The sequence below is a fragment of the Ruegeria sp. BE9 genome (assembly GCF_056538765.1).
On sequence record NZ_JBQFTS010000001.1, the window covers coordinates 737,863 to 755,868 of the forward strand.

The 18,006-nt window shown below is 53.8% G+C and carries 15 protein-coding genes; 10 read left to right on the top strand and 5 right to left on the bottom strand.

The window, feature by feature from the left end; genetic code table 11:
- Window positions 1–50: 50 nt before the first annotated feature.
- Both ACR0EO_RS03600 and ACR0EO_RS03605 read left to right on the top strand, forming a co-directional pair.
- Window positions 51–1,388 (top strand): aspartate aminotransferase family protein, encoded by a 1,338-nt coding sequence (locus tag ACR0EO_RS03600; protein WP_480687089.1) that lies wholly within the window; start codon window positions 51–53, stop codon window positions 1,386–1,388.
- Complete coding sequence (locus tag ACR0EO_RS03605; RefSeq protein WP_480687091.1) at window positions 1,385–2,773, top strand: aminotransferase family protein; 1,389 nt, start codon at window positions 1,385–1,387, stop codon at window positions 2,771–2,773. The genes ACR0EO_RS03600 and ACR0EO_RS03605 overlap by 4 nt, the downstream gene beginning before the upstream one ends.
- 51 nt (window positions 2,774–2,824) lie before the next feature.
- Here ACR0EO_RS03605 and pcaQ read toward each other — a convergent pair whose 3' ends face one another.
- Window positions 2,825–3,754 (bottom strand): pca operon transcription factor PcaQ, encoded by a 930-nt coding sequence (pcaQ, locus tag ACR0EO_RS03610; protein WP_480687093.1) that lies wholly within the window; start codon window positions 3,752–3,754, stop codon window positions 2,825–2,827.
- Between the two features lie 98 nt (window positions 3,755–3,852).
- Here pcaQ and pobA point away from each other — a divergent pair, with 98 nt between their 5' ends.
- Genes pobA through ACR0EO_RS03650 form a run of 8 tightly spaced genes read left to right on the top strand, consistent with a single transcriptional unit; the run spans window position 3,853 to window position 10,624 of the window.
- The gene (gene pobA, locus ACR0EO_RS03615; RefSeq protein WP_480687095.1) at window positions 3,853–5,022 is read left to right on the top strand and encodes a 4-hydroxybenzoate 3-monooxygenase; all 1,170 of its coding nucleotides are present in this window, start codon (window positions 3,853–3,855) and stop codon (window positions 5,020–5,022) included.
- Complete coding sequence (gene pcaD / locus ACR0EO_RS03620; RefSeq protein WP_480687097.1) at window positions 5,022–5,810, top strand: 3-oxoadipate enol-lactonase; 789 nt, start codon at window positions 5,022–5,024, stop codon at window positions 5,808–5,810. The genes pobA and pcaD overlap by 1 nt, the downstream gene beginning before the upstream one ends.
- A complete protein-coding gene (gene pcaC, locus ACR0EO_RS03625; RefSeq protein ID WP_480687099.1) occupies window positions 5,803–6,183 on the top strand; it encodes a 4-carboxymuconolactone decarboxylase in 381 nt (126 codons plus the stop codon). The genes pcaD and pcaC overlap by 8 nt, the downstream gene beginning before the upstream one ends.
- Window positions 6,184–6,229: 46 nt before the next feature.
- Window positions 6,230–6,958, top strand: coding sequence for a protocatechuate 3,4-dioxygenase subunit beta (pcaH, locus tag ACR0EO_RS03630; protein WP_480687101.1), 729 nt, complete (start codon window positions 6,230–6,232; stop codon window positions 6,956–6,958).
- Window positions 6,958–7,578 carry a protocatechuate 3,4-dioxygenase subunit alpha gene (gene pcaG / locus ACR0EO_RS03635; protein ID WP_480687102.1) on the top strand — a complete coding sequence of 207 codons (621 nt, stop codon included), beginning with the start codon at window positions 6,958–6,960 and terminating at the stop codon, window positions 7,576–7,578. The genes pcaH and pcaG overlap by 1 nt, the downstream gene beginning before the upstream one ends.
- A gap of 50 nt (window positions 7,579–7,628) precedes the next feature.
- Window positions 7,629–8,468 carry a 3-oxoadipate:acetyl-CoA acetyltransferase gene (locus ACR0EO_RS03640; protein WP_480687104.1) on the top strand — a complete coding sequence of 280 codons (840 nt, stop codon included), beginning with the start codon at window positions 7,629–7,631 and terminating at the stop codon, window positions 8,466–8,468.
- 34 nt (window positions 8,469–8,502) lie between these two features.
- Window positions 8,503–9,321, top strand: a complete 819-nt coding sequence (locus ACR0EO_RS03645) for a universal stress protein (protein WP_480687106.1) — start codon at window positions 8,503–8,505, stop codon at window positions 9,319–9,321.
- Window positions 9,322–9,331: 10 nt separating this feature from the next.
- On the top strand, window positions 9,332–10,624 hold the full coding sequence (locus ACR0EO_RS03650) for a lyase family protein (protein WP_480687107.1): 1,293 nt from the start codon (window positions 9,332–9,334) through the stop codon (window positions 10,622–10,624).
- A gap of 1,590 nt (window positions 10,625–12,214) precedes the next feature.
- On the opposite strand, the gene ACR0EO_RS03655 is transcribed toward ACR0EO_RS03650, so the two are convergent.
- The 4 genes from ACR0EO_RS03655 to ACR0EO_RS03670 all read right to left on the bottom strand — a co-directional run bounded on the left by ACR0EO_RS03655 (window position 12,215) and on the right by ACR0EO_RS03670 (window position 17,853).
- Complete coding sequence (locus ACR0EO_RS03655; protein ID WP_480687109.1) at window positions 12,215–12,994, bottom strand: hypothetical protein; 780 nt, start codon at window positions 12,992–12,994, stop codon at window positions 12,215–12,217.
- A gap of 16 nt (window positions 12,995–13,010) precedes the next feature.
- A complete protein-coding gene (locus ACR0EO_RS03660; RefSeq protein ID WP_480687110.1) occupies window positions 13,011–14,012 on the bottom strand; it encodes a SphA family protein in 1,002 nt (333 codons plus the stop codon).
- A gap of 78 nt (window positions 14,013–14,090) precedes the next feature.
- On the bottom strand, window positions 14,091–15,974 hold the full coding sequence (locus ACR0EO_RS03665) for a DUF3604 domain-containing protein (RefSeq protein ID WP_480687112.1): 1,884 nt from the start codon (window positions 15,972–15,974) through the stop codon (window positions 14,091–14,093).
- A 10-nt stretch (window positions 15,975–15,984) separates the two neighbouring features.
- Window positions 15,985–17,853: a DUF3604 domain-containing protein gene (locus ACR0EO_RS03670; RefSeq protein WP_480687114.1), complete on the bottom strand. Its 1,869-nt coding sequence runs from the start codon at window positions 17,851–17,853 to the stop codon at window positions 15,985–15,987.
- Window positions 17,854–18,006 lie beyond the last annotated feature (153 nt).

Sequence of the window (18,006 nt, forward strand, 5' to 3'; positions counted from 1 at the left end):
CTCATGTACACTGTACAATTAAATCTGTCCAGTAGACATCGGAGAAGGAAATGTCCGCGAATCCACCTCGCGCATCGGAAAAGCTGCTAGATGCTGTCGGCACAGCCGAAGAGCAGTACCGTCGTGCAAACCCTAAAAGTGAGGCTCAATTCCTTGCGGCACAGCAGGCGCTTCCGGCCGGAAATACACGGACTAGCCTGTTCTACGGCCCTTTCCCCCTGACGATGGCTCGAGGTGAAGGCACGTATCTTTGGGATCTCGATGGGCATCGGTACCTAAACTTCTTGAGCGAATTCACCTCGGGCATTTTTGGGCATTCACACCCTCGGATTGTGCGGGAAATGCAGGCTGCGATGGCGGGCGGATTGAACCTGTCTTCTCACACTACTGGCGAAGCCAAACTCGCAGCGGCCATCTGCGATCGATTTGCGTGTTTCGAAAAGGTACGCCTCACGAACTCGGGCACAGAGGCCAACATCATGGCTATGGTGACCGCGCGCGCGGTGACTGGGCGCGACAAGATCGTTGTGTTCAACGGGGGCTATCACGGTGGTCCACTGACCTTTGTTGGTGGACCAAGCACCTCAAACGTTCCGTTCGATTATCTGTATGGGCGCTACAACGATCTGGATGCCACGCTGGCTGAAATCGATCCGTACTCCAATAACGTCGCCGCCATCGTGGTCGAGCCGGTTCTTGGTGCTGGCGGGTGTATTCCAGGTGACCCGGAGTTTTTGAAAGGCTTACAGGCATGGTGCAAAAAGTACGGCGCACTTTTCATTGTCGATGAGGTCCAGACTGCACGTCACTATGCAGGCGGCGTGCAACCCGTTTTGGGCCTCAATGCCGACCTGACAACTATGGGCAAATTCATCGGTGGCTGTATGCCGATCGGCGTTTTTGGCGGACGTTCTGAAATTATGGAGCGATTTGACCCGCGCCATCCCAATGCGTTGGCGCATGCTGGCACGTTCAACAACAACGTGATGACTATGCGTGCAGGTCTTGTTGGCCTGACCGAAGTGTACACCCCCGAGGCTGCTGAGCTTTTGACTGCAATGGGTGATGCGTTTCGACGGCGCCTGAATGAAATCGCATCAGAGTTCCAAGCGCCCGTTCATGTGACAGGTATCGGCAGCATAATGAACATCCACACCCAAGCTGGTCCGATCACCCGGCCCGAGCAAGTTTCAAAAGAAAATAGAGACCTTAAAGATCTATTGTTCTTCGAGTTCCTGATCCACGAAATCTACTACGCCAAACGCGGGCTGGTGGCGTTAAACCTCTGCCATACCCAATCCGAACTGGATCGGTTCGCAGAGAAATTCCGAAGTATTTTGTTAAAGCATGCGTCGCTGTGGCGCGAATTGGAAGGACAAGCCGCATGAGCAGCAATTCTGAGATCGATCTGAAGCCGGGTTCTCCCATTCAGGTGTTTTACTCGGGCAATCGGGGGCATTTGCCGACGATTGATCACGCTATGGGCGCGTACTTATGGGACACTGAAGGCAAGAAATACCTCGACGCATCTTCGGGACCCGTCATCACGAATATCGGTCATGGCAACGAACGTGTTCTGCAAACAATGACCGAGCAGGCCGCAAAGGTCTGCTATGCAAGTCGCGCTGTGTTCGAAAACCAACCAAACCGCGAGTTGGCAGAAAAGTTGGTCGGCCTAGCCGGGCCCGGTTTTGATCAGGCTTTTCTTGTGGGGAGCGGCTCCGAAGCCACCGAGTCAGCGATAAAGCTCGCACGGCAATACGCAGTCGCTAAGGGCGACGAAAAACGCACCATCGTGCTGGCCCGAAACCCAAGTTACCACGGGGCTACCCTGGGCGCTGCGGCCGTAACCGGAGACCCTCAGTCTGATGCTGTGTTCGAACCGGTCATGCGCATCATGCCGAAAGTCCCCGCTCCGTTTTCCTATCGCCTACCCGAGGGCGTAAGCGTCGAGGATCACGCACTTTCGTGCGCGAACCGCTTGGACGAATTGATCGTTGATGCAGGAGCGCAAAATGTGCTGGCCTTTATCATGGAACCGGTCGGAGGCCTTGCGACTGGCGGGTTGGTTGCGCCGGACAGCTACTACAAGGCTATCCGCGAAATTTGCACCAAACACGGTGTCCTGCTGATCTTTGATGAAGTCATGAGCGGGGCTGGTCGAACAGGAACGTTCCTGTCCGCAGAACACTGGCCTGACGCGCGGCCTGACATGGTCACTTTGGCGAAGGGCGTTGCTGCTGGTTACACGCCGCTCGCCGCGGTGTTGGCACCCAATTTCATCGTGGAGCCAATCGTTACGTCTGGTGGCTTCCTGCATGGGCACACTTATTCGGCTAACCCGTTGTCCTGCGCAGTTGCAGTCGCGGTCGTCGACGAAATGTTGCGCCAAGATCTTATGAAAAACGCGACAGAGGTTGGTGCCTATCTGATGGACGGTCTACGGAAGATCGCCGAAAGCTCGACCATTATTGGTGACGTCCGAGGAAAAGGAATGCTGATGGCCGTCGAACTGGTGGCCAATCAGACAACCAAAGAAATGATCCCGGCAGAACACCGCGCTGTGTATCGCTTACTGGAAATTGGTATCGACAATGGACTGCTGCTTTACACCAGAAAAACCGCAGGTGGGAAATTTGGTGAATGGGTTATGGTCACACCGCCTCTTACGCTCACGCAGGCTGAAGCCGATGAACTACTGACGCTTTTTGCCAAGTCAATTCGGGACCTTGAAAAGGAATTAGCCGAAATCGGGGCTTTGAAGGCCGCTTGATAGCGCTCGGCGGCGTGCACTCTTTTCGTGTGGTGCCGCCGAAATGCTGTTTCAAAGAGCGGCGGGTGCTAGCTCTAGCGCCCTGGTCACACGATCCACAGCGATTTGAAAGTACTGCTCTTGTGAACTGGCAATGTCTTGTGGTCGCCGCATCAATCCAACTGGACCGCGCGTGACATGGGTGTCGAATGGCAACTCAACCAATTGCCCTTCTTGAAGTTCGTTGGCGACGACACCGGCCGAAATTATCCAAACGGCATCGGATTTGCGCACGTAAACACGGGCAAACGCTCCGGACACCGTGTCGAGACGGTTTGGCAAATCTCCGACGCCATGAGCGATCAGGAACCGTTCGACCAACGGTCGAATGGCCGCGTCCTTCGGAGGATAAATCACCTGCCATTCCCCGATACGGGCTAGATCCGGTTCTTCCAAAAGCGGATGGCCAGGGCGCACCACAAACACAACCTTTTCCTCATACAGCTGCGTAAAAGAAATTCCCTGCATGCTGTCCGGCCTCCCCAAACGGCCGATTACCAAATCCAATGACCCGACGCGCAACTGGTCGATTAGATTACCGTGTGAACCGGCCACGATCTCGAGCTGTGAATTTGGGGCGATGTCGCCGAATTCGCGCGCGACCTCGGGCATGATGCTGGCGGCAACTGAGGGCAACGCTCCGACTTTGAGCTTGGTCTTGCCTCGCGCGCCGATTTCTTCGACCCCCGCCATACCCTGTTGCAGCGATGCCAAAGACATTTCTGCAAAGTGCAAAAACACCTCACCCTCACGCGTTAAGGAAACCCCTGCCCTGTTGCGCACCAACAGCTCGGCTCCAAGTATGTCTTCCAATTCCTTGAGCGTTTTGGAAATGGCTGGCTGTGTCAAAAACAGCTTTTCGGCCGCCTGTTTTAGGCTTTTTTGACGACAAATTTCCACCAGACACTGGATGTGCCGGAACTTGATACGGCGATCGATCATTTAGTTTCCTTTTTCGGAAACCATATCGCAAAAAACCTCATTTTACATAGCTCAAAATAAAATTCAGTATGGATTTAACCTTGAATCGGAGGAAACCCATGCGCACGCAAGTCGTTATTGTCGGTGGTGGCCCATCGGGATTGTTGTTGAGCCAGCTCTTGCACCGCAAAGGTATCGACACAGTCGTGCTCGAACGGAAAACCCGCGACTATGTTCTTGGCCGTATCCGCGCGGGCATTCTCGAAACCGGTATGGTGGAGCTGATGCGCGAGGCTGGGGTTTCAGAACGAATGGACGCAGAGAGTTACGTCCACGATGGAACGATTATTTCCTATGGGGATGAACAGTTCGGCATTAATTTCAAAGAACATACCGGCACCAGCGTGATCGTTTATGGGCAAACCGAAGTAACTCGGGATTTGTACGATGCGCGCGAGGCAATGGGTGGAAAGATCGTCTTCAACACTGAGAACGTGGTAATACACGATGTGGATTCCGAGGCTCCGTACGTGACCTACACAATTGGGGAGACCGAGCACCGCATCGACTGCGACTATGTTGCGGGCTGTGACGGGTTCCACGGTGTTAGTCGCCAGACCATTCCGTTGAGCGTTCGCCGCGAATACGAAAAGGTTTATCCGTTTGGCTGGCTGGGAATCTTGTCGGAAACGCCCCCGGTGAACGATGAATTGATCTATGCCAGTTCCGACCGGGGCTTTGCCCTGTGTTCCATGCGAAACGCAAACCTCAGCCGGTACTACATTCAGTGTTCACTTTCTGACAGCCCGGAGGACTGGACCGATGCAGCGTTCTGGACCGAACTAAAAAGGCGCATTCCGGAAGCTGAGGCAGAGAAGCTCATCACGGGCCCTTCGATTGAGAAATCCATCGCGCCACTTCGCTCGTTCGTGACAGAGCCGATGCGCTGGGGGCGTCTGTTTCTGTGTGGCGATGCGGCTCACATCGTTCCGCCGACTGGCGCAAAGGGTTTGAATACGGCGGCAAGCGATATCCACTATCTGTACAACGCGTTGGTTCAGGTTTTTGAAACCGGTGATAGCGAAGGCATTGATCGGTATAGTGAAAAAGCACTGGCGCGTATTTGGAAGGCCGAGCATTTCAGCTGGTGGATGACCAATCTGCTGCACCGTTTCCCGGATCAGACTGAGTTCGACTTAAAGATGCAACGCGCCGAAATCGAGTTTCTGCGTTCTAACCGCGATGCTCAGGCGGTGATGGCGCAAAACTATGTTGGGCTGCCTTACTAATGCAGTTCGCCCGCGCAAATCATATCGGATTGCATTGGCGCGAGGACGGAGACGCCTCGGGACGGGCTGTGGTTTTTGCCAATTCGCTGGGCACAGATCTTCGGCTTTGGGATGAAGTGATCCCTTTGCTACCTCCGGGTCTGCGTTATGTTCGCTACGACAAGCGTGGTCATGGTTTGTCTGACTCCGCGTCGGGGCCTTACGACATGAACGATCTGGCGGACGATGTCTCTGATCTGTTGGGCGATCTGGGCATCCGAGAATGTATCTTTGTCGGGTTGTCGATCGGCGGGATGATTGGACAAGTATTGGCGGCGCGGCAACCGAAACTGATCCGCGGGCTTGTGTTGTCGAACACGGCCGCGAAGATGGGTGTCGCAGAGATGTGGCTTGATCGGATCGCCACCATCCGAGCAAACGGTATAGAAGCCATCGCCGACCCGATTTTGGAGCGTTGGTTCAGTGACGCGTACCGGAAATCCCCCAACCTCAGTGCTTGGAGAAACATGCTTATCCGCACTCCGGTCGAAGGGTACCTTGGCTGCTGCCATGCCATTTCTGGAACCGATCTGAGTGAAACCACGGCTCGGTTAACCCAGCCTGTCCTTGTGATTGCAGGGTCCGAGGACCAGGCCAGCCCACCAGACCTTGTACGTTCAACTGCGGATTTGGTCGCTGGGGCTCGTTACGAAGTCATCGACGGCGTGGGGCATTTGCCTTGCGTTGAAAATCCCCGAATATTTGCAAACCTGCTGACCGCGTTTTTTGAGGACCTGAATTATGTCTGACCGTTACGAAAAGGGCATGAGTATTCGTCGCACCGTTCTGGGGGACGAACATGTTGACCGCGCTGAAGCACAAAAGTCGGACTTCGATGCGCAGTTTCAAACCTTAATTACCGAGGGTGCTTGGGGCACGGTCTGGGCTGGTGAGGGCATCAGTTTACGTGAACGCTCGATGCTGACTTTGGCGTTGTTAGCGGCGACTGGGAACTTCGAGGAAATACCGATGCATATCCGAGCTACGGCTCGCACCGGGGCCAGCAAACAGGATGTACTGGAAGCGTTTCAGCATGTGGCAATCTATGCAGGTGTTCCGCGCGCCAATCACGCACTAAAGCTGGCTAAAGAAACTTATGCCGAAATGGAAGACCAAGACTGAGAGCCGGAAACGCCCGTTCGTTACCGATGCCCGAGAGGAGCCTACTATGCCAAAGCCAGGTGAATATTATCAACGAGACCGCGAATGGCATCCCCCTGCCCTGTCGCGCGACTACAAAACGTCCGTCGCTCGTTCACCGCAATACTCGTTGATCAGTCTGGAAAACACGGCGTCGGAAATCACCGGTCCAGTTTTCGGTCAAAACGATATTGACCCAATCGATAACGACCTTGTCCTGAATTACGCAAAACCCGGTGAAATGCCGATCGGCGAACGGATTATCATTCACGGTCGTGTATTAGATGAAAATGGACAACCCGTTCCAAATACGTTGGTCGAGATTTGGCAGGCTAACGCAGGTGGTCGGTACCGACACAAGAAGGACACCTATCTGGCTCCGATTGATCCAAACTTCGGTGGCTGCGGTCGCACGCTGACAGATGAAAACGGGTATTACTATTTTCGGACTGTGAAGCCGGGGGCTTACCCGTGGCGTAACTGGGTAAACAGCTGGCGGCCTGCACATATTCACATGTCCGTCTTTGGCAGCGCATTCGCTCAGCGTCTGATCACTCAGCTGTATTTCGAAGGCGATCCGCTGATTGCGAAATGTCCGATCGTAAACACGATCCCTGATCAGGCTGCGGCCGAGCAACTGACAGCGCGTCTGGATATGAACGCGTCCATTCCGCTCGACACTATCGCCTACAAGTTTGACATCGTGCTGCGAGGGCGGCGTTCGACTTTGTTTGAAAACAGACTGGAGGGGAACTGATGGCACAGGATCTTAACTACCTGAAAGAGTCACCCTCTCAAACTGCAGGGCCATACGTTCATATAGGACTGGCTCCGGGCGCAGCTGGTTTCGACATATACCGCCAGGAACTTGGCAACGACATCGCGGGCCCAAATGCCGCTGGAGAGCGTATTCGAATTGAAGGACTTGTCATTGACGGTATCGGTAGCCCGGTCAAAGACGTGTTGCTGGAAGCATGGCAGGCCAACTCTGCAGGTATCTACGCGCATCCCGAACATCCCGGGGACGTCGAAGACGGCTTTCGAGGATGGGGCCGCGTTATCACGGATTTCGAAACCGGAGAGTGGGCGTTCGAAACAGTCAAACCCGGCCCGGTAATGGGGCGTAACGGTCAATTGATGGCACCCCACATCAATCTTTGGATTGTCGCGCGTGGAATAAACGTTGGTCTGAATACGCGGCTGTACTTTGATGACGAAGCTGACGCCAATGCGTCCGATCCCGTGATCAATCTGATTGAGTGGGAGCGCCGGCGCGAAACGCTGATTGCTAAACGCACTGAGCGTGATGGTGTTCCGGTCTATCGGTTCGACATCAAGCTGCAGGGCGATAGCGAGACCGTTTTCTTCGACATCTGACACTCACCCGACGACCTCTGATGGTTGGGCACCCTTTCAGGGAAAGGCAAATGACCAAACCTTGTATTATCTGTGTTGCGATCACCGGATCGTTGCCTACCAAGGCCAACAACCCAGCGGTTCCAATCACGGTCGCTGAGCAAATTGAAAGCACGCAAGAAGCGTTCGAGGCCGGAGCATCTATTGCTCATTGCCATGTTCGTAACGACGACGAGACGCCTTCGTCTGACCCTGAGAAATTCGCGCGTCTATTGGAGGGTCTGCGGAAACACTGCCCCGGTATGATAGTTCAGCTGTCCACCGGTGGTCGATCCGGTGCAGGTCGGGAACGCGGCGGTATGTTGCGGCTGGCGCCAGACATGGCCTCCCTCTCAGTTGGGTCAAACAATTTTCCAACGCGGGTCTATGAAAACGCTCCAGATTTGGTGGACTGGCTTGCCTCAGAGATGCGCAGCTATGGTGTAAAGCCCGAGATCGAAGCCTTTGACCTGAGCCATATCCATCAGGCCGCCAAAATGAATGCAGATGGTCGCATTCCGGGCAAGTTGTACGTCCAATTCGTGATGGGTGTGAAAAATGCCATGCCAGTCGATCGGGATGTATTTGATTACTACATCAAAACTGTAAAGCGTTTAGCGCCAGAGGCCGAATGGTGTGCGGCGGGTATCGGACAACATCAACTAACGCTCAATGAATGGTGTGTTTCTTCCGGTGGCCATTGCCGCACCGGGTTGGAAGACAACGTCCGTTTGGACCGGGACACGCTAGCCCCATCAAACGCAGCTTTGGTGAAGCGTGTTACGGCTCTATGCGAACAGTATGAACGCCCCGTTGCAACCTGGCAGCAGGCACGAGAAATACTCGAGTTAGGGATGCCGACTGCGGCCTGAGCCGTGCGATCAGGCTGATGTTTCGGAGACTATAATGACCTGCAAATCCATCCTGTGCCCCTACAGCGGCGAAGCCTCGCGTGGCAGCGGGCTGAGACATGCGATCAAATTGACCAAACTGTATGACGCACACCTCACAGGTGTCATGAAGCACGGTCGCCCTCTGCTGGAGCGCAGATTTGCGGCGCAAATTCCTGAACACCTGTTGCAAACCCTGCACGACGCGGACAACGCTAGAACCAAGGAAGTGGCGCGGCGGTTCAAAGAAAGAACGGACGAAGCGGGGCTATCTCAGCAGTCTGAGTTTGTCGATCTGTCCCCTAGTATTCATGGACCGATGTCTGAGTTCGCTCGCTCGTTCGATCTGATCGTGACGGGGGCGCACTCGATTTCAACCGATGATGATGCGCATCTTTCTGCGAACCCAGATATGCTGGCGCTGCAAAGCGGCCGTCCCGTGGTAGTTGTTCCTGATGGTTATGACGCTGAAGGTTTGGCTTCACACGCGCTGGTCGCTTGGGACGGAAAACGTTCAGCCGCGCGGGCAATAGGGGATGCGCTGACAGCCTTGATGGGAAAAGTCAGCGTTACGCTGCTGAGCGTAAACACGACGCCCCGAAACACCGAACAATTAGTACAGAACATGCATCGGCATGGAATAGATGTCTCGGCCCGAACCGTCAGTAAAATGGGCAGCATAGCGGACACTATCCTACGCGAAGCGGAAAAAAACGATGCAAGGCTGGTGGTTATGGGCGCTTTCGAGCACAGTAAGTTCACGCACGACTTGTTCGGCGGTGTGACAACGGATGTGATACACAACTCGAAAGTCCCGGTCCTTATGGCCCACTAAAGGCAAGTATATGGTCAGAAATTTTCTCACTCAGCCTATTTTCGGCGACCCCGCCATTGAGGCTTTGTTCGATAGCCGGGCTTTGTCCCGTTCTATGCTGCAGGTCGAGGCTGCGCTGGCCCGTGCACAGGCCAATTTGAACATCATCCCCACCACCTCTGCACAGACTATATCGGTGGCCGCGGACAGCCTGGTTATTCCTCCAAAAATCTTGTCCGAAGGTGTTGCGAACAGTGGAGTGCCCGTTCCCGCGCTTGTAAAGGCGTTGCGTGCAGAAGTTGGGCAACCACACGCGGATTGGGTTCATTGGGGGGCAACAAGTCAGGATATTGTCGACAACGCAATGTCCCTATGCTTTCGCGCTGCACTAGGAGACATAGAGGCCCGACTAGCAGCGTTGATCGACGTCCTCGCCCTGCAGAGCCAAACCTATTCCAGCACTATAATGGCCGCACGCACACGCGGTCAGTTGGCAACGCCTACGACTTTCGGTTTGAGGATCGCACAGTGGGCCCAGCCGCTGATAGCCTGTGAAGTAGACCTTGTCCAAGTTCGTAAACATGCGCTGCGTGTCCAGTTTGGCGGAGCATCCGGCAATCAGACGGCCATAGCGCCAGATGGACCCAGGATTGCCGATAAACTAGCGGATGAGCTCGGCCTAAAGGCGAGCCAACCTTGGCATACGGACAGATCTGGCCTTCATAAGCTCTCAGCCTGGCTGGTTGCTGTAACCAACGCTTTGGGCAAAATCGCAAACGACACTGCGATCCTGTCACGTAGCGAAATCTCAGAAGCTTTCGGAGGCGCTGAAGGTGGTTCTTCCACCATGCCACACAAATCAAATCCAGTAACCGCGGAAGCCATAATGTCCCTTTCGCACCTCGCGGTGGCTTATGGAGGCAGTTTGGTCACAAATGGAATCCACTCCGAAGAACGAGACGGCGCGAATTGGACTGCTGAATGGCATCTGCTTCCTGATCTCTTTGTTGTTTGCGGCAGCGCCCTTTCTCGTTGTTTGGAGTTGGTGCAAAACTTAACGGTGAATGCCAATGCTATGGAGCGTCGGATCGAAAGCACGCCTGAAGTGATGGCCGAGGCAGCGGTTTTTGCGTTGTCAAAACACGTCGGACGTCAGGAAGCGTCCAACATAGTTGCGCACGCCATGTCACAACCTGAACCTCTGCCTGAGGCACTCGAGAATATTGAACCCAGCCTCAATTGGAAAGAAGTGCTCAACCCTAAAAGAGTAATTGAGCCCTCAGCCCAAATAGCAGACAGAATATTTGCTGTTCGCGCTGGTTGAGTTTGCGGCTGCGTTGACGGCGATCTTTTTCTTTCCTTATTGGAGCGCATTCGCGTTCATTTTGGTTGGTTCAGATTTCGGTTTCGCGCCAATGGCCAATATGAACTGCAAAATCAGGAATCTCGCTTAGTCAACAGTGTGAGGTTCATTGATTCCGTATAGGTTCGCGCTGAGAAATTCGAATGCAGATGTACTGGACTGATCCCTTCGACCGGAGGCCCCAATACGTTGAATAAGCCAACGGTTGCCGACCCCAGTGTTATGGAACGCGAAAGGTGAAGGCCGTAACCGCGCCGATCAACTTTGGCAAATCGCGGATAAAGACGAATACAGCACAGGCGAATAGAAGATACAGCCTTCCTGAATGGGCTTGTAGCCCAAGGTGCCATTTGCCAAAGCGTCTAACGCCGCCCTTTCTGTTTGGGTAGGGCTATGGCTGGCGCATCCCCGCCATTTTCGCTGTGTCTAGAAAGTCTAGACGTAGCACTGCATCCGTTCTTGGGGGCGCTAGGGCATCGACCAGAATAGTACCGCCTCTCAGAACTTCCGAGCATGATATCCGCCAGATTTTCGTCCACGCGCCACCGACAAAAGACGGTGCTTCGAACAATGTGGTCGTACGGTTGTTAGGAAGAGAAACTTGATGTCCATTGCGGTGCCCTGACCGTCTGAACTTCGCCACAAGACTTACAAGTCAGTTTCGGTTTCCTGAGAGATTTCTAGGTAGCCGGGTTCCAAGGTGTGTGCGCTAGCAAAAACAAGTGCGAGAAACATCAACAGAAATGAGAAAGCCGCATGTACACCCGTCATGACTGAACTGCAGGCGGTTCTAACTCTTTGGTTTCCAGTATCTAATAGGTGTATAGAAGGTTCTCAAAATATGCTTGGGTAACGCGCTGCGCTTGCTCTTGTTGCTAAGCAGAAAAAACACTTTCACGAATATCGTCCAACGGTGGCAGTGCGGAACCCCTCGTTTTGTCCAAACGGATAAACTGCAATCCGAACGAAGATCGAATAGGTCGGGCCCACCGGTCCAGCGGCAGAGGCTCTAGCTGATCGAAGAGACCTGCCCCAAAATTTCCATCTATTGATTGCCATGAACTCAAACCAAATTCGGGGGCAAGTAGTGTAGCTTGATGTGTTTGGTTATTCGGGCGCTGCGCACTCGCCTTCGACGCCAATAGATAACCCATCTTCTGCACCAAACGGTTTCTGATGATCTCGTCTTTGGCATCCAACCCCAGCGCCAATGCCTTGAGAACTAGCAGCTCTCTCTTTAACCAGTCCTCTTTGAGTTTGCCTAACTCTTCTGTGTTTGGAGGGCCACGCCAAGTGTTCTGGAACTGGCTTACAAGCATACCGACACAACGTTGTTTCAAAACGATAACGCGCGGATCAGAGGCAGTGCTTTATTCTTCGAGTTTCACCATCCTGAGCCATACAAAAAATGGGGTGCTCAGAAGTGAAATGACTACAAAGGGCTCTGTCAGGACTTGTCGTATCAAGTTTTTCTGAGCCTGAAGCCGCCCTCCCGCGCGAGGCGGATTTGTTGTTTCTCAGTTCACTTGCATCAAATCTCGATCCCTGACCTTAACCACCTTTGGGCACCAACACTTTCAATGTGAAACTAACGGTGTCAGCCGCTGAAACCGCGTCATCGAAAAAGTTGTGTTCATAAGAAAGCGTCCACTGCCAGGGCACTCCTCCGCTTCGGTTGAGTTTGGAGACTTTCATCCCCAACGGCAGGCTGTTGAATTCACCGGCTTCCCAATCGTAGATGAAAACCATCTCGGATGTGCCGATCGACCAGCCCTTATCTAGATTGTAATTAAATACTGGTTGCAGGGTCGATAGGTTGACGTCGGGCCGCTCATCGTCACCTGCGAAAGTAAACAGGTTTTGGTTGAAAACACCCCAAAGCCCCCATTTTTGCTGTTTTGCAAAGCCAGCAGCTGGCCCCACGGCCCATTTTTCCGCACTAAGCCCATCTTCGCCGGTCGGAAACAAAGCTACAGCGCCGACACCGAACCGGCCCCAAGACCGATCTAATGTCATCAGGTCAAACAGAGTGATATCGCTCAGCCCGGACTGACCGGTCGCACTATCTGCCACATATGGCAGCGTAAATCGGGCAATATGGTTCGTTTGTCCGAGGGTAAATGGAATTGCGGCGCGGAACTGTAACAAGCTGCTGTCTTCGGGCGAGTTGTGCAGATTGAACGAATGGAAGCCCGTGACCTGAAACGACATGATCGACGCCGTTGGGTCGTTTGCTGCGGTTTGAAGGGATTCAGACTTCTCCTGAGCATGCGCGATAGACGGCAAAAGGACTGCGCTCACCGCCAACGAAAATACTGTCTTTTTCAACATGAGCACGTTTCGCAATTCAGAATGCTAGTGAAAGCTGAGCGGTCAGGATATCGCTTTCCAATCGCCGCTTTGCCGAGAATTCGTGCGTGTACTTCAGCTTAAGAAATGCCTTCCCCCCAAGCAGTGTTCCGCCTGAATAGGTTACAATCGGACCAATGCCGCTGACCTGAGCTTTGAGGCTGCTCGCACCAGTTGCGATCTTCAATGCATCAGCGCCGCGACCGCTATCGTCGTCCAGTTGTTGATAAGTATACCCGGCCAGTCCGACACCCCATCCCGTGCGAAACCGCTGTATCACCGCACCCTCCAATTGGATCGCTGGTGCAGTTTGGTAATCCGTGTCGTCATTCCTTTCGCTGAATAGAAAGCTGACCGCGCCTGACGCTTCAAAGCCTCCTTCAGGGATGAACCAAGTTGCCGCGAAATACGGTTGGAAGGACCAGACGTTTTTTCCAACCGACAAGGCGCTGATCGAGCGGTTCGCAATGTTGATCGACGCTGTTTGATAGTCTCCGGTAGGAACAAACACTGACAAGCCGCTGCTGTAATGAAGGTTGCCCCGGTGCCAGCCGACAAGGCCCGTAACGGTGATGTCCGCAAGTCCGGATGCGGTATCGGATATGCTTGCACCTTGTAGCGGCGGCCGAATTGCCGTGAAGGACAAGTCACCGTCGACATATGGCAGCGTAATGTCGATGGCTGGCGTACCGCCAAAGATTTGGGCATCGAAAACCTGCGTGACATTCAAACGCCAAATGTTGAGCTGAAGATCTGCATCTGCCGCGATCGGTAACCCGCCAAGCGACAGTCCATCGACGCTGCCGTCCAAATGGTCAAACGTCAGCGCGGTATAAGTTCCGGGTTCCGGAACAAATCCAGCAAAGGTGTCTCGTGTTCCTAGGAAGTAAGCCCCTATGCCACCCTCCACTGCATTGGCTGGTTGGATTGGTAAAACAGTCAAAGATGCTAGGGCCGCACCGCCCAATGCAAGGCGCGTGCCGCGTGAAAACAAATACATTCGTCACCTCGTTCAGATGAAGTTACGCGTTTGCCGCGCTGTCCTTTCGTTCGGGGAGTTTTTGGTCAAATTTGAGGGTCATGGCGTGTACCAAATGGGCGATGTGTAGGCGCGGTCCTGAATAGAGACAGGAGCACCTTCCGGCAGTTCGACGCCAAAGAAAGTGCGGTCGTAAGTGGTCCAACGCGGAGTGGGAATTTCCAGAACCCGCACGTAGTAAAACGCGCTTTGATCTGGGTCGAAATCCCGGTCTTCCCAAAAGCCTCCTAATATGGCCCGTCCGATGTCATTGGTATAAGTGGCAGTTTCGGCATTCACTGTATTGCCGACCGGCGCACTGCATTGCCCATCGGCGACCTCGCGGCCTCCGCAAGAAATGTCATAAACCCGTTCGCTGGTAGTACCATCTGCGTTCAGCCAACCTTTAATGATCTGAATGCGGTCTAGATTAGCTCCATCAGGGTCACGCAGTGCTCGAACCAGGAATCGCGGCGCACGGTTTTCACTCTTTCCCAAATCACCCCCCATAGGCACGCCATTGGCGTATCCGTGCGCCGCGAAATCTGACCGAGGGAGGTCAGATTCTTTAAACTCATAGCCCGCAAAGACGCGAACTCGGATGCGTGTGCCGGTAGTGGCAAACACCTCTTTTCGCATCATCGCGTCAAAGATCTCTTCCCGCGTGTTGTCGCGGGCCCAAACGGCCGCAAGGCCAGAGGCACTTGTTTGCCAAGCCCGCAGCCATGTGTCTTGCGGTCCAAGACGTCCAGCGACCGGCTCTTCAAAGCGGATCGGGTCAGCCGTTGGTTCAAGCTGTGCAACCTTGCCAAAGAAGTTGTTCTCACGCGTCGATGCCAGTGATGTATGAGCATCGGTTGAGCCGATCATTCCGAATTTCCACGGGTTGGTACCCAGTTCGGCCTCATGGACAAGCCCGCGCTTTAGAGCCTCGCGTGCATATTCGCCCGAAACCATTTCGGGTTCCTTTGGCTCAAACCCACCCAGTGAAGTTGTATCCCAGGTTTCAAAGTCAGCGAACGGATCATCGGGCGAAAGCATTGGATGCGCCTCCCCGTCCCCCTTCATCTGGGTGACTTCGTAAATCGGCTCCCAACGCGCGCGCCGTTCGGCGTACTCAGCATTGATCGGTTCGGCCGCTCCATATCGGTTGTCATTGAACATCAGGCCATTCGACAAGTTTCCGTTATGCGGGATGGCCAGCAGGCTACCACCTGTTTTCGTCTCAACCTCTTCCATCCAATCCCACAGTGCTTCGGGGTCTGAATTGAGGTCAGAAGACAAAGGTATCCGACTATTTGCTACGTCTTTGCCATCTTTGTAGACGACCACGCGATGAAGGTTGTTCCCGTTAGGAGCCGAAGTCCATTCGAAGCCGATCAAGGCCGTGAACCTGCCCGGCTCGTTAGCGTTCTCAGCTGCGTCGATGATTTCCTCCCAAGGTGCGACTGGAACACCTGGGTCCGACGCGAGGCTGTTTGTACCATCAGCCTTTGTCTTGGTGAAAAGGTTAAAGGCCTCACCAGCGGCGTCTGCCGTGCCTTGCATTACCAAAGCGTGCAACTCTTGACCCAACGGATCTTCAAGGATCAACGGATCGGATCGGGCGATCATCGGGGCTACGCCCAATGCTTCGGCATGGTCGGAAATGACAAGCCAATCAAGCGGTCGAATAAGCTGAGTTTTCACACCCATCGATGAGGTAACTGTCTCGCCCTTGGCATAGCGATAGGCTTGGTCAGGGCCTAGCGTATTACCAATCATTCCGGCATCAACTGAGTAAGACGTGTGAAGGTGCGTGTCGCCGAACAGAGCCTGATTAGGGAAGTCTTGCTCAGGGTACGGTGAATACTCTCGGTCGCTTGGATTCCAAGGTGGAGCGTCCTGAGCTACTGCGGCGGAACAAATTGCGATGGCTGATGCTGTAAGTGCTTTCAAATGCATGGCAAAATCCTCAGGACGGCGTGTACCAGATTGGGGATGTGTAGGCGCGCTCCTGTATTGAAATCGGTGCGCCCTCGGGCAATTCAGTGCCGAAGAATTTGGCGTCAAAGGTCGTCCAGCGCGGTGACGGAATCTCGAGTACTCGAACGTAGTAGAACGCGGCTTGAGATGGGTTGAATTCCGGGTCCTCCCAAAAACCGGCGAGAATGGCCTGCCCGATGTCGTTGGTCCAGGTCGCTGTCTCTTGATCCACAGTATCGCCTACCGGGCCGTCACAGGCGCCGTTGACGAGCGCGCGTCCGCCACAAGCGATGTCGACAACTCGTTCAGTAGTAGAGCCGTCTGCGTTCATCCAACCTTTGATAATCTGGATGCGGTCCAGATTTGCCCCGTCGGGATCACGCAAAGCCCGAACCATGAAACGCGGTGCGCGACCATCATCTGCAGCACTCAGATCGGCGCCCATCGGGACCCCGTTTTGATACCCGTATGTGTCAAAGTCGGAACGCGGAAGATCGGATTCCTGAAAGTCGTAGCCGGCAAAAAACCTGACCCGCAGACGCGTTCCGGTTGTTGCAAACACCTCGCGCCGCATCATCGCGTCAAAAATTGCCTCACGCGTGTTTTCGCGGGCCCAAACAGCTGCCAACCCAGAGGCTGAGGTCTCCCATGCCTTGATCTGGTTGGCTTCTTCGCCCAGCCGGCCGGTAATTGCCTCATTGAACCGCATTTCATGGGACGATGGTTCTAGAGCTGTTATTTTGCCAAAAAAGTTCTCTTCCCGAGACGTTGATAGAGATGTGTGTGCGTCGGTCGAACCGATCATTCCGAATTTAAATGGGTTCGCACCCAGATTGCTCTGATGCTGAAGTCCCAGGCGGTAAGCAGACCGCGCATATTCCCGAGGTAACATTTCGGGGGTTTTGATTTCGGTTCCGAAACTGCCCTTATCCCAAGTTTCGAAATCAGCAAACGCGTCCTCAGGAGAAAGTGCGGGATGCGTCTCACCATCCCCTTTCATTTGGGTCACCTCATATAGGGGTTCCAAACGCTGCCGCCGTTCGGCGTATTCGGCGGAAAGCGGTTCTCCTGAGAACTCTTTGTCATCAAACATTAATCCGTTGGACAAGTTTCCGTTGTGAGGAATGGCTAGTAGCTGCCCACCGGTTTCTTCTTGGTACTCATCCATCCAATCCCACAGCGCTTCTGGGTCATTGCTGAGTTCGTTGGACAATGGAATGCGAGTGTTGGCCCGTTCCTTGCCATCTCGGTAAACCACGACGCGATGCAGATTGTTGCCGTTTGGGGCAGAGCTCCATTCATATCCGATGAATGCAGTAAAACTGCCGGGTACGTTGGCTTCCTCGGCGGCGTCTATGATTTCTTCCCACGGCACTTTGGGAACGTTTTGATCTGCGGCCAAGTGGTTCGTGCCTTCATAAGCGCGCCCGAGCCAGAGGTTGTAAGCCGCCTGCGTGCTTTCTATCGTCTTTTGGCTGACCAGTTCATAGAGTTCTGCCCCTAGGGGATCCTCCAGCAAAGCCGGATCAGCGCGGGTCAGCAAGGGTGCTATGCCCAAGCCATCTGAATGATCGGAAACCACAAGCCAATCGAGCGGTCTTTGCAATCTGGCGGGGATGCCTGTGGACGCGACAACCGTTTCCCCTTTGGCGAATTTGTAGGCATCGGTGGGTGTCAGTGTGTTGAATACCAAGCCGGCATCCCACGAATAAGACGTGTGAAGATGCGTATCTCCAAAGAAGACCTGATTGGGAAAACTCTGATCCGGGTAAGGTGAATACTCCGAACGATCTGGAGCAATATTAGGAGCGTCCTGCGCCAAAGTCGGATGTGCTATGATGCCCACAAATCCAGCCATGACGGCTTTCGAAGCAAACAGTCTGAACGGGTTCGAAGAACGCAGATTTGATGTCGAGGGTAATTTTTTATTGTTTAAAAACATAAGCTTGCGCCGTTGTTCTGCTAACGCTATTTGGTCAAAATAGCAGAGCTGCCGCTGCAAGACTTTCCT

Bases quoted from the DNA above. Each gene is read 5' to 3' on its own strand.
- ACR0EO_RS03600 (WP_480687089.1), top strand. From the start codon at position 51: ATGTCCGCGAATCCACCTCGCGCATCGGAAAAGCTGCTAGATGCTGTC.
- ACR0EO_RS03605 (WP_480687091.1), top strand. From the start codon at position 1,385: ATGAGCAGCAATTCTGAGATCGATCTGAAGCCGGGTTCTCCCATTCAG.
- pcaQ (WP_480687093.1), bottom strand. From the start codon at position 3,754: ATGATCGATCGCCGTATCAAGTTCCGGCACATCCAGTGTCTGGTGGAA.
- pobA (WP_480687095.1), top strand. From the start codon at position 3,853: ATGCGCACGCAAGTCGTTATTGTCGGTGGTGGCCCATCGGGATTGTTG.
- pcaD (WP_480687097.1), top strand. From the start codon at position 5,022: ATGCAGTTCGCCCGCGCAAATCATATCGGATTGCATTGGCGCGAGGAC.
- pcaC (WP_480687099.1), top strand. From the start codon at position 5,803: ATGTCTGACCGTTACGAAAAGGGCATGAGTATTCGTCGCACCGTTCTG.
- pcaH (WP_480687101.1), top strand. From the start codon at position 6,230: ATGCCAAAGCCAGGTGAATATTATCAACGAGACCGCGAATGGCATCCC.
- pcaG (WP_480687102.1), top strand. From the start codon at position 6,958: ATGGCACAGGATCTTAACTACCTGAAAGAGTCACCCTCTCAAACTGCA.
- ACR0EO_RS03640 (WP_480687104.1), top strand. From the start codon at position 7,629: ATGACCAAACCTTGTATTATCTGTGTTGCGATCACCGGATCGTTGCCT.
- ACR0EO_RS03645 (WP_480687106.1), top strand. From the start codon at position 8,503: ATGACCTGCAAATCCATCCTGTGCCCCTACAGCGGCGAAGCCTCGCGT.
- ACR0EO_RS03650 (WP_480687107.1), top strand. From the start codon at position 9,332: ATGGTCAGAAATTTTCTCACTCAGCCTATTTTCGGCGACCCCGCCATT.
- ACR0EO_RS03655 (WP_480687109.1), bottom strand. From the start codon at position 12,994: ATGTTGAAAAAGACAGTATTTTCGTTGGCGGTGAGCGCAGTCCTTTTG.
- ACR0EO_RS03660 (WP_480687110.1), bottom strand. From the start codon at position 14,012: ATGTATTTGTTTTCACGCGGCACGCGCCTTGCATTGGGCGGTGCGGCC.
- ACR0EO_RS03665 (WP_480687112.1), bottom strand. From the start codon at position 15,974: ATGCATTTGAAAGCACTTACAGCATCAGCCATCGCAATTTGTTCCGCC.
- ACR0EO_RS03670 (WP_480687114.1), bottom strand. From the start codon at position 17,853: ATGGCTGGATTTGTGGGCATCATAGCACATCCGACTTTGGCGCAGGAC.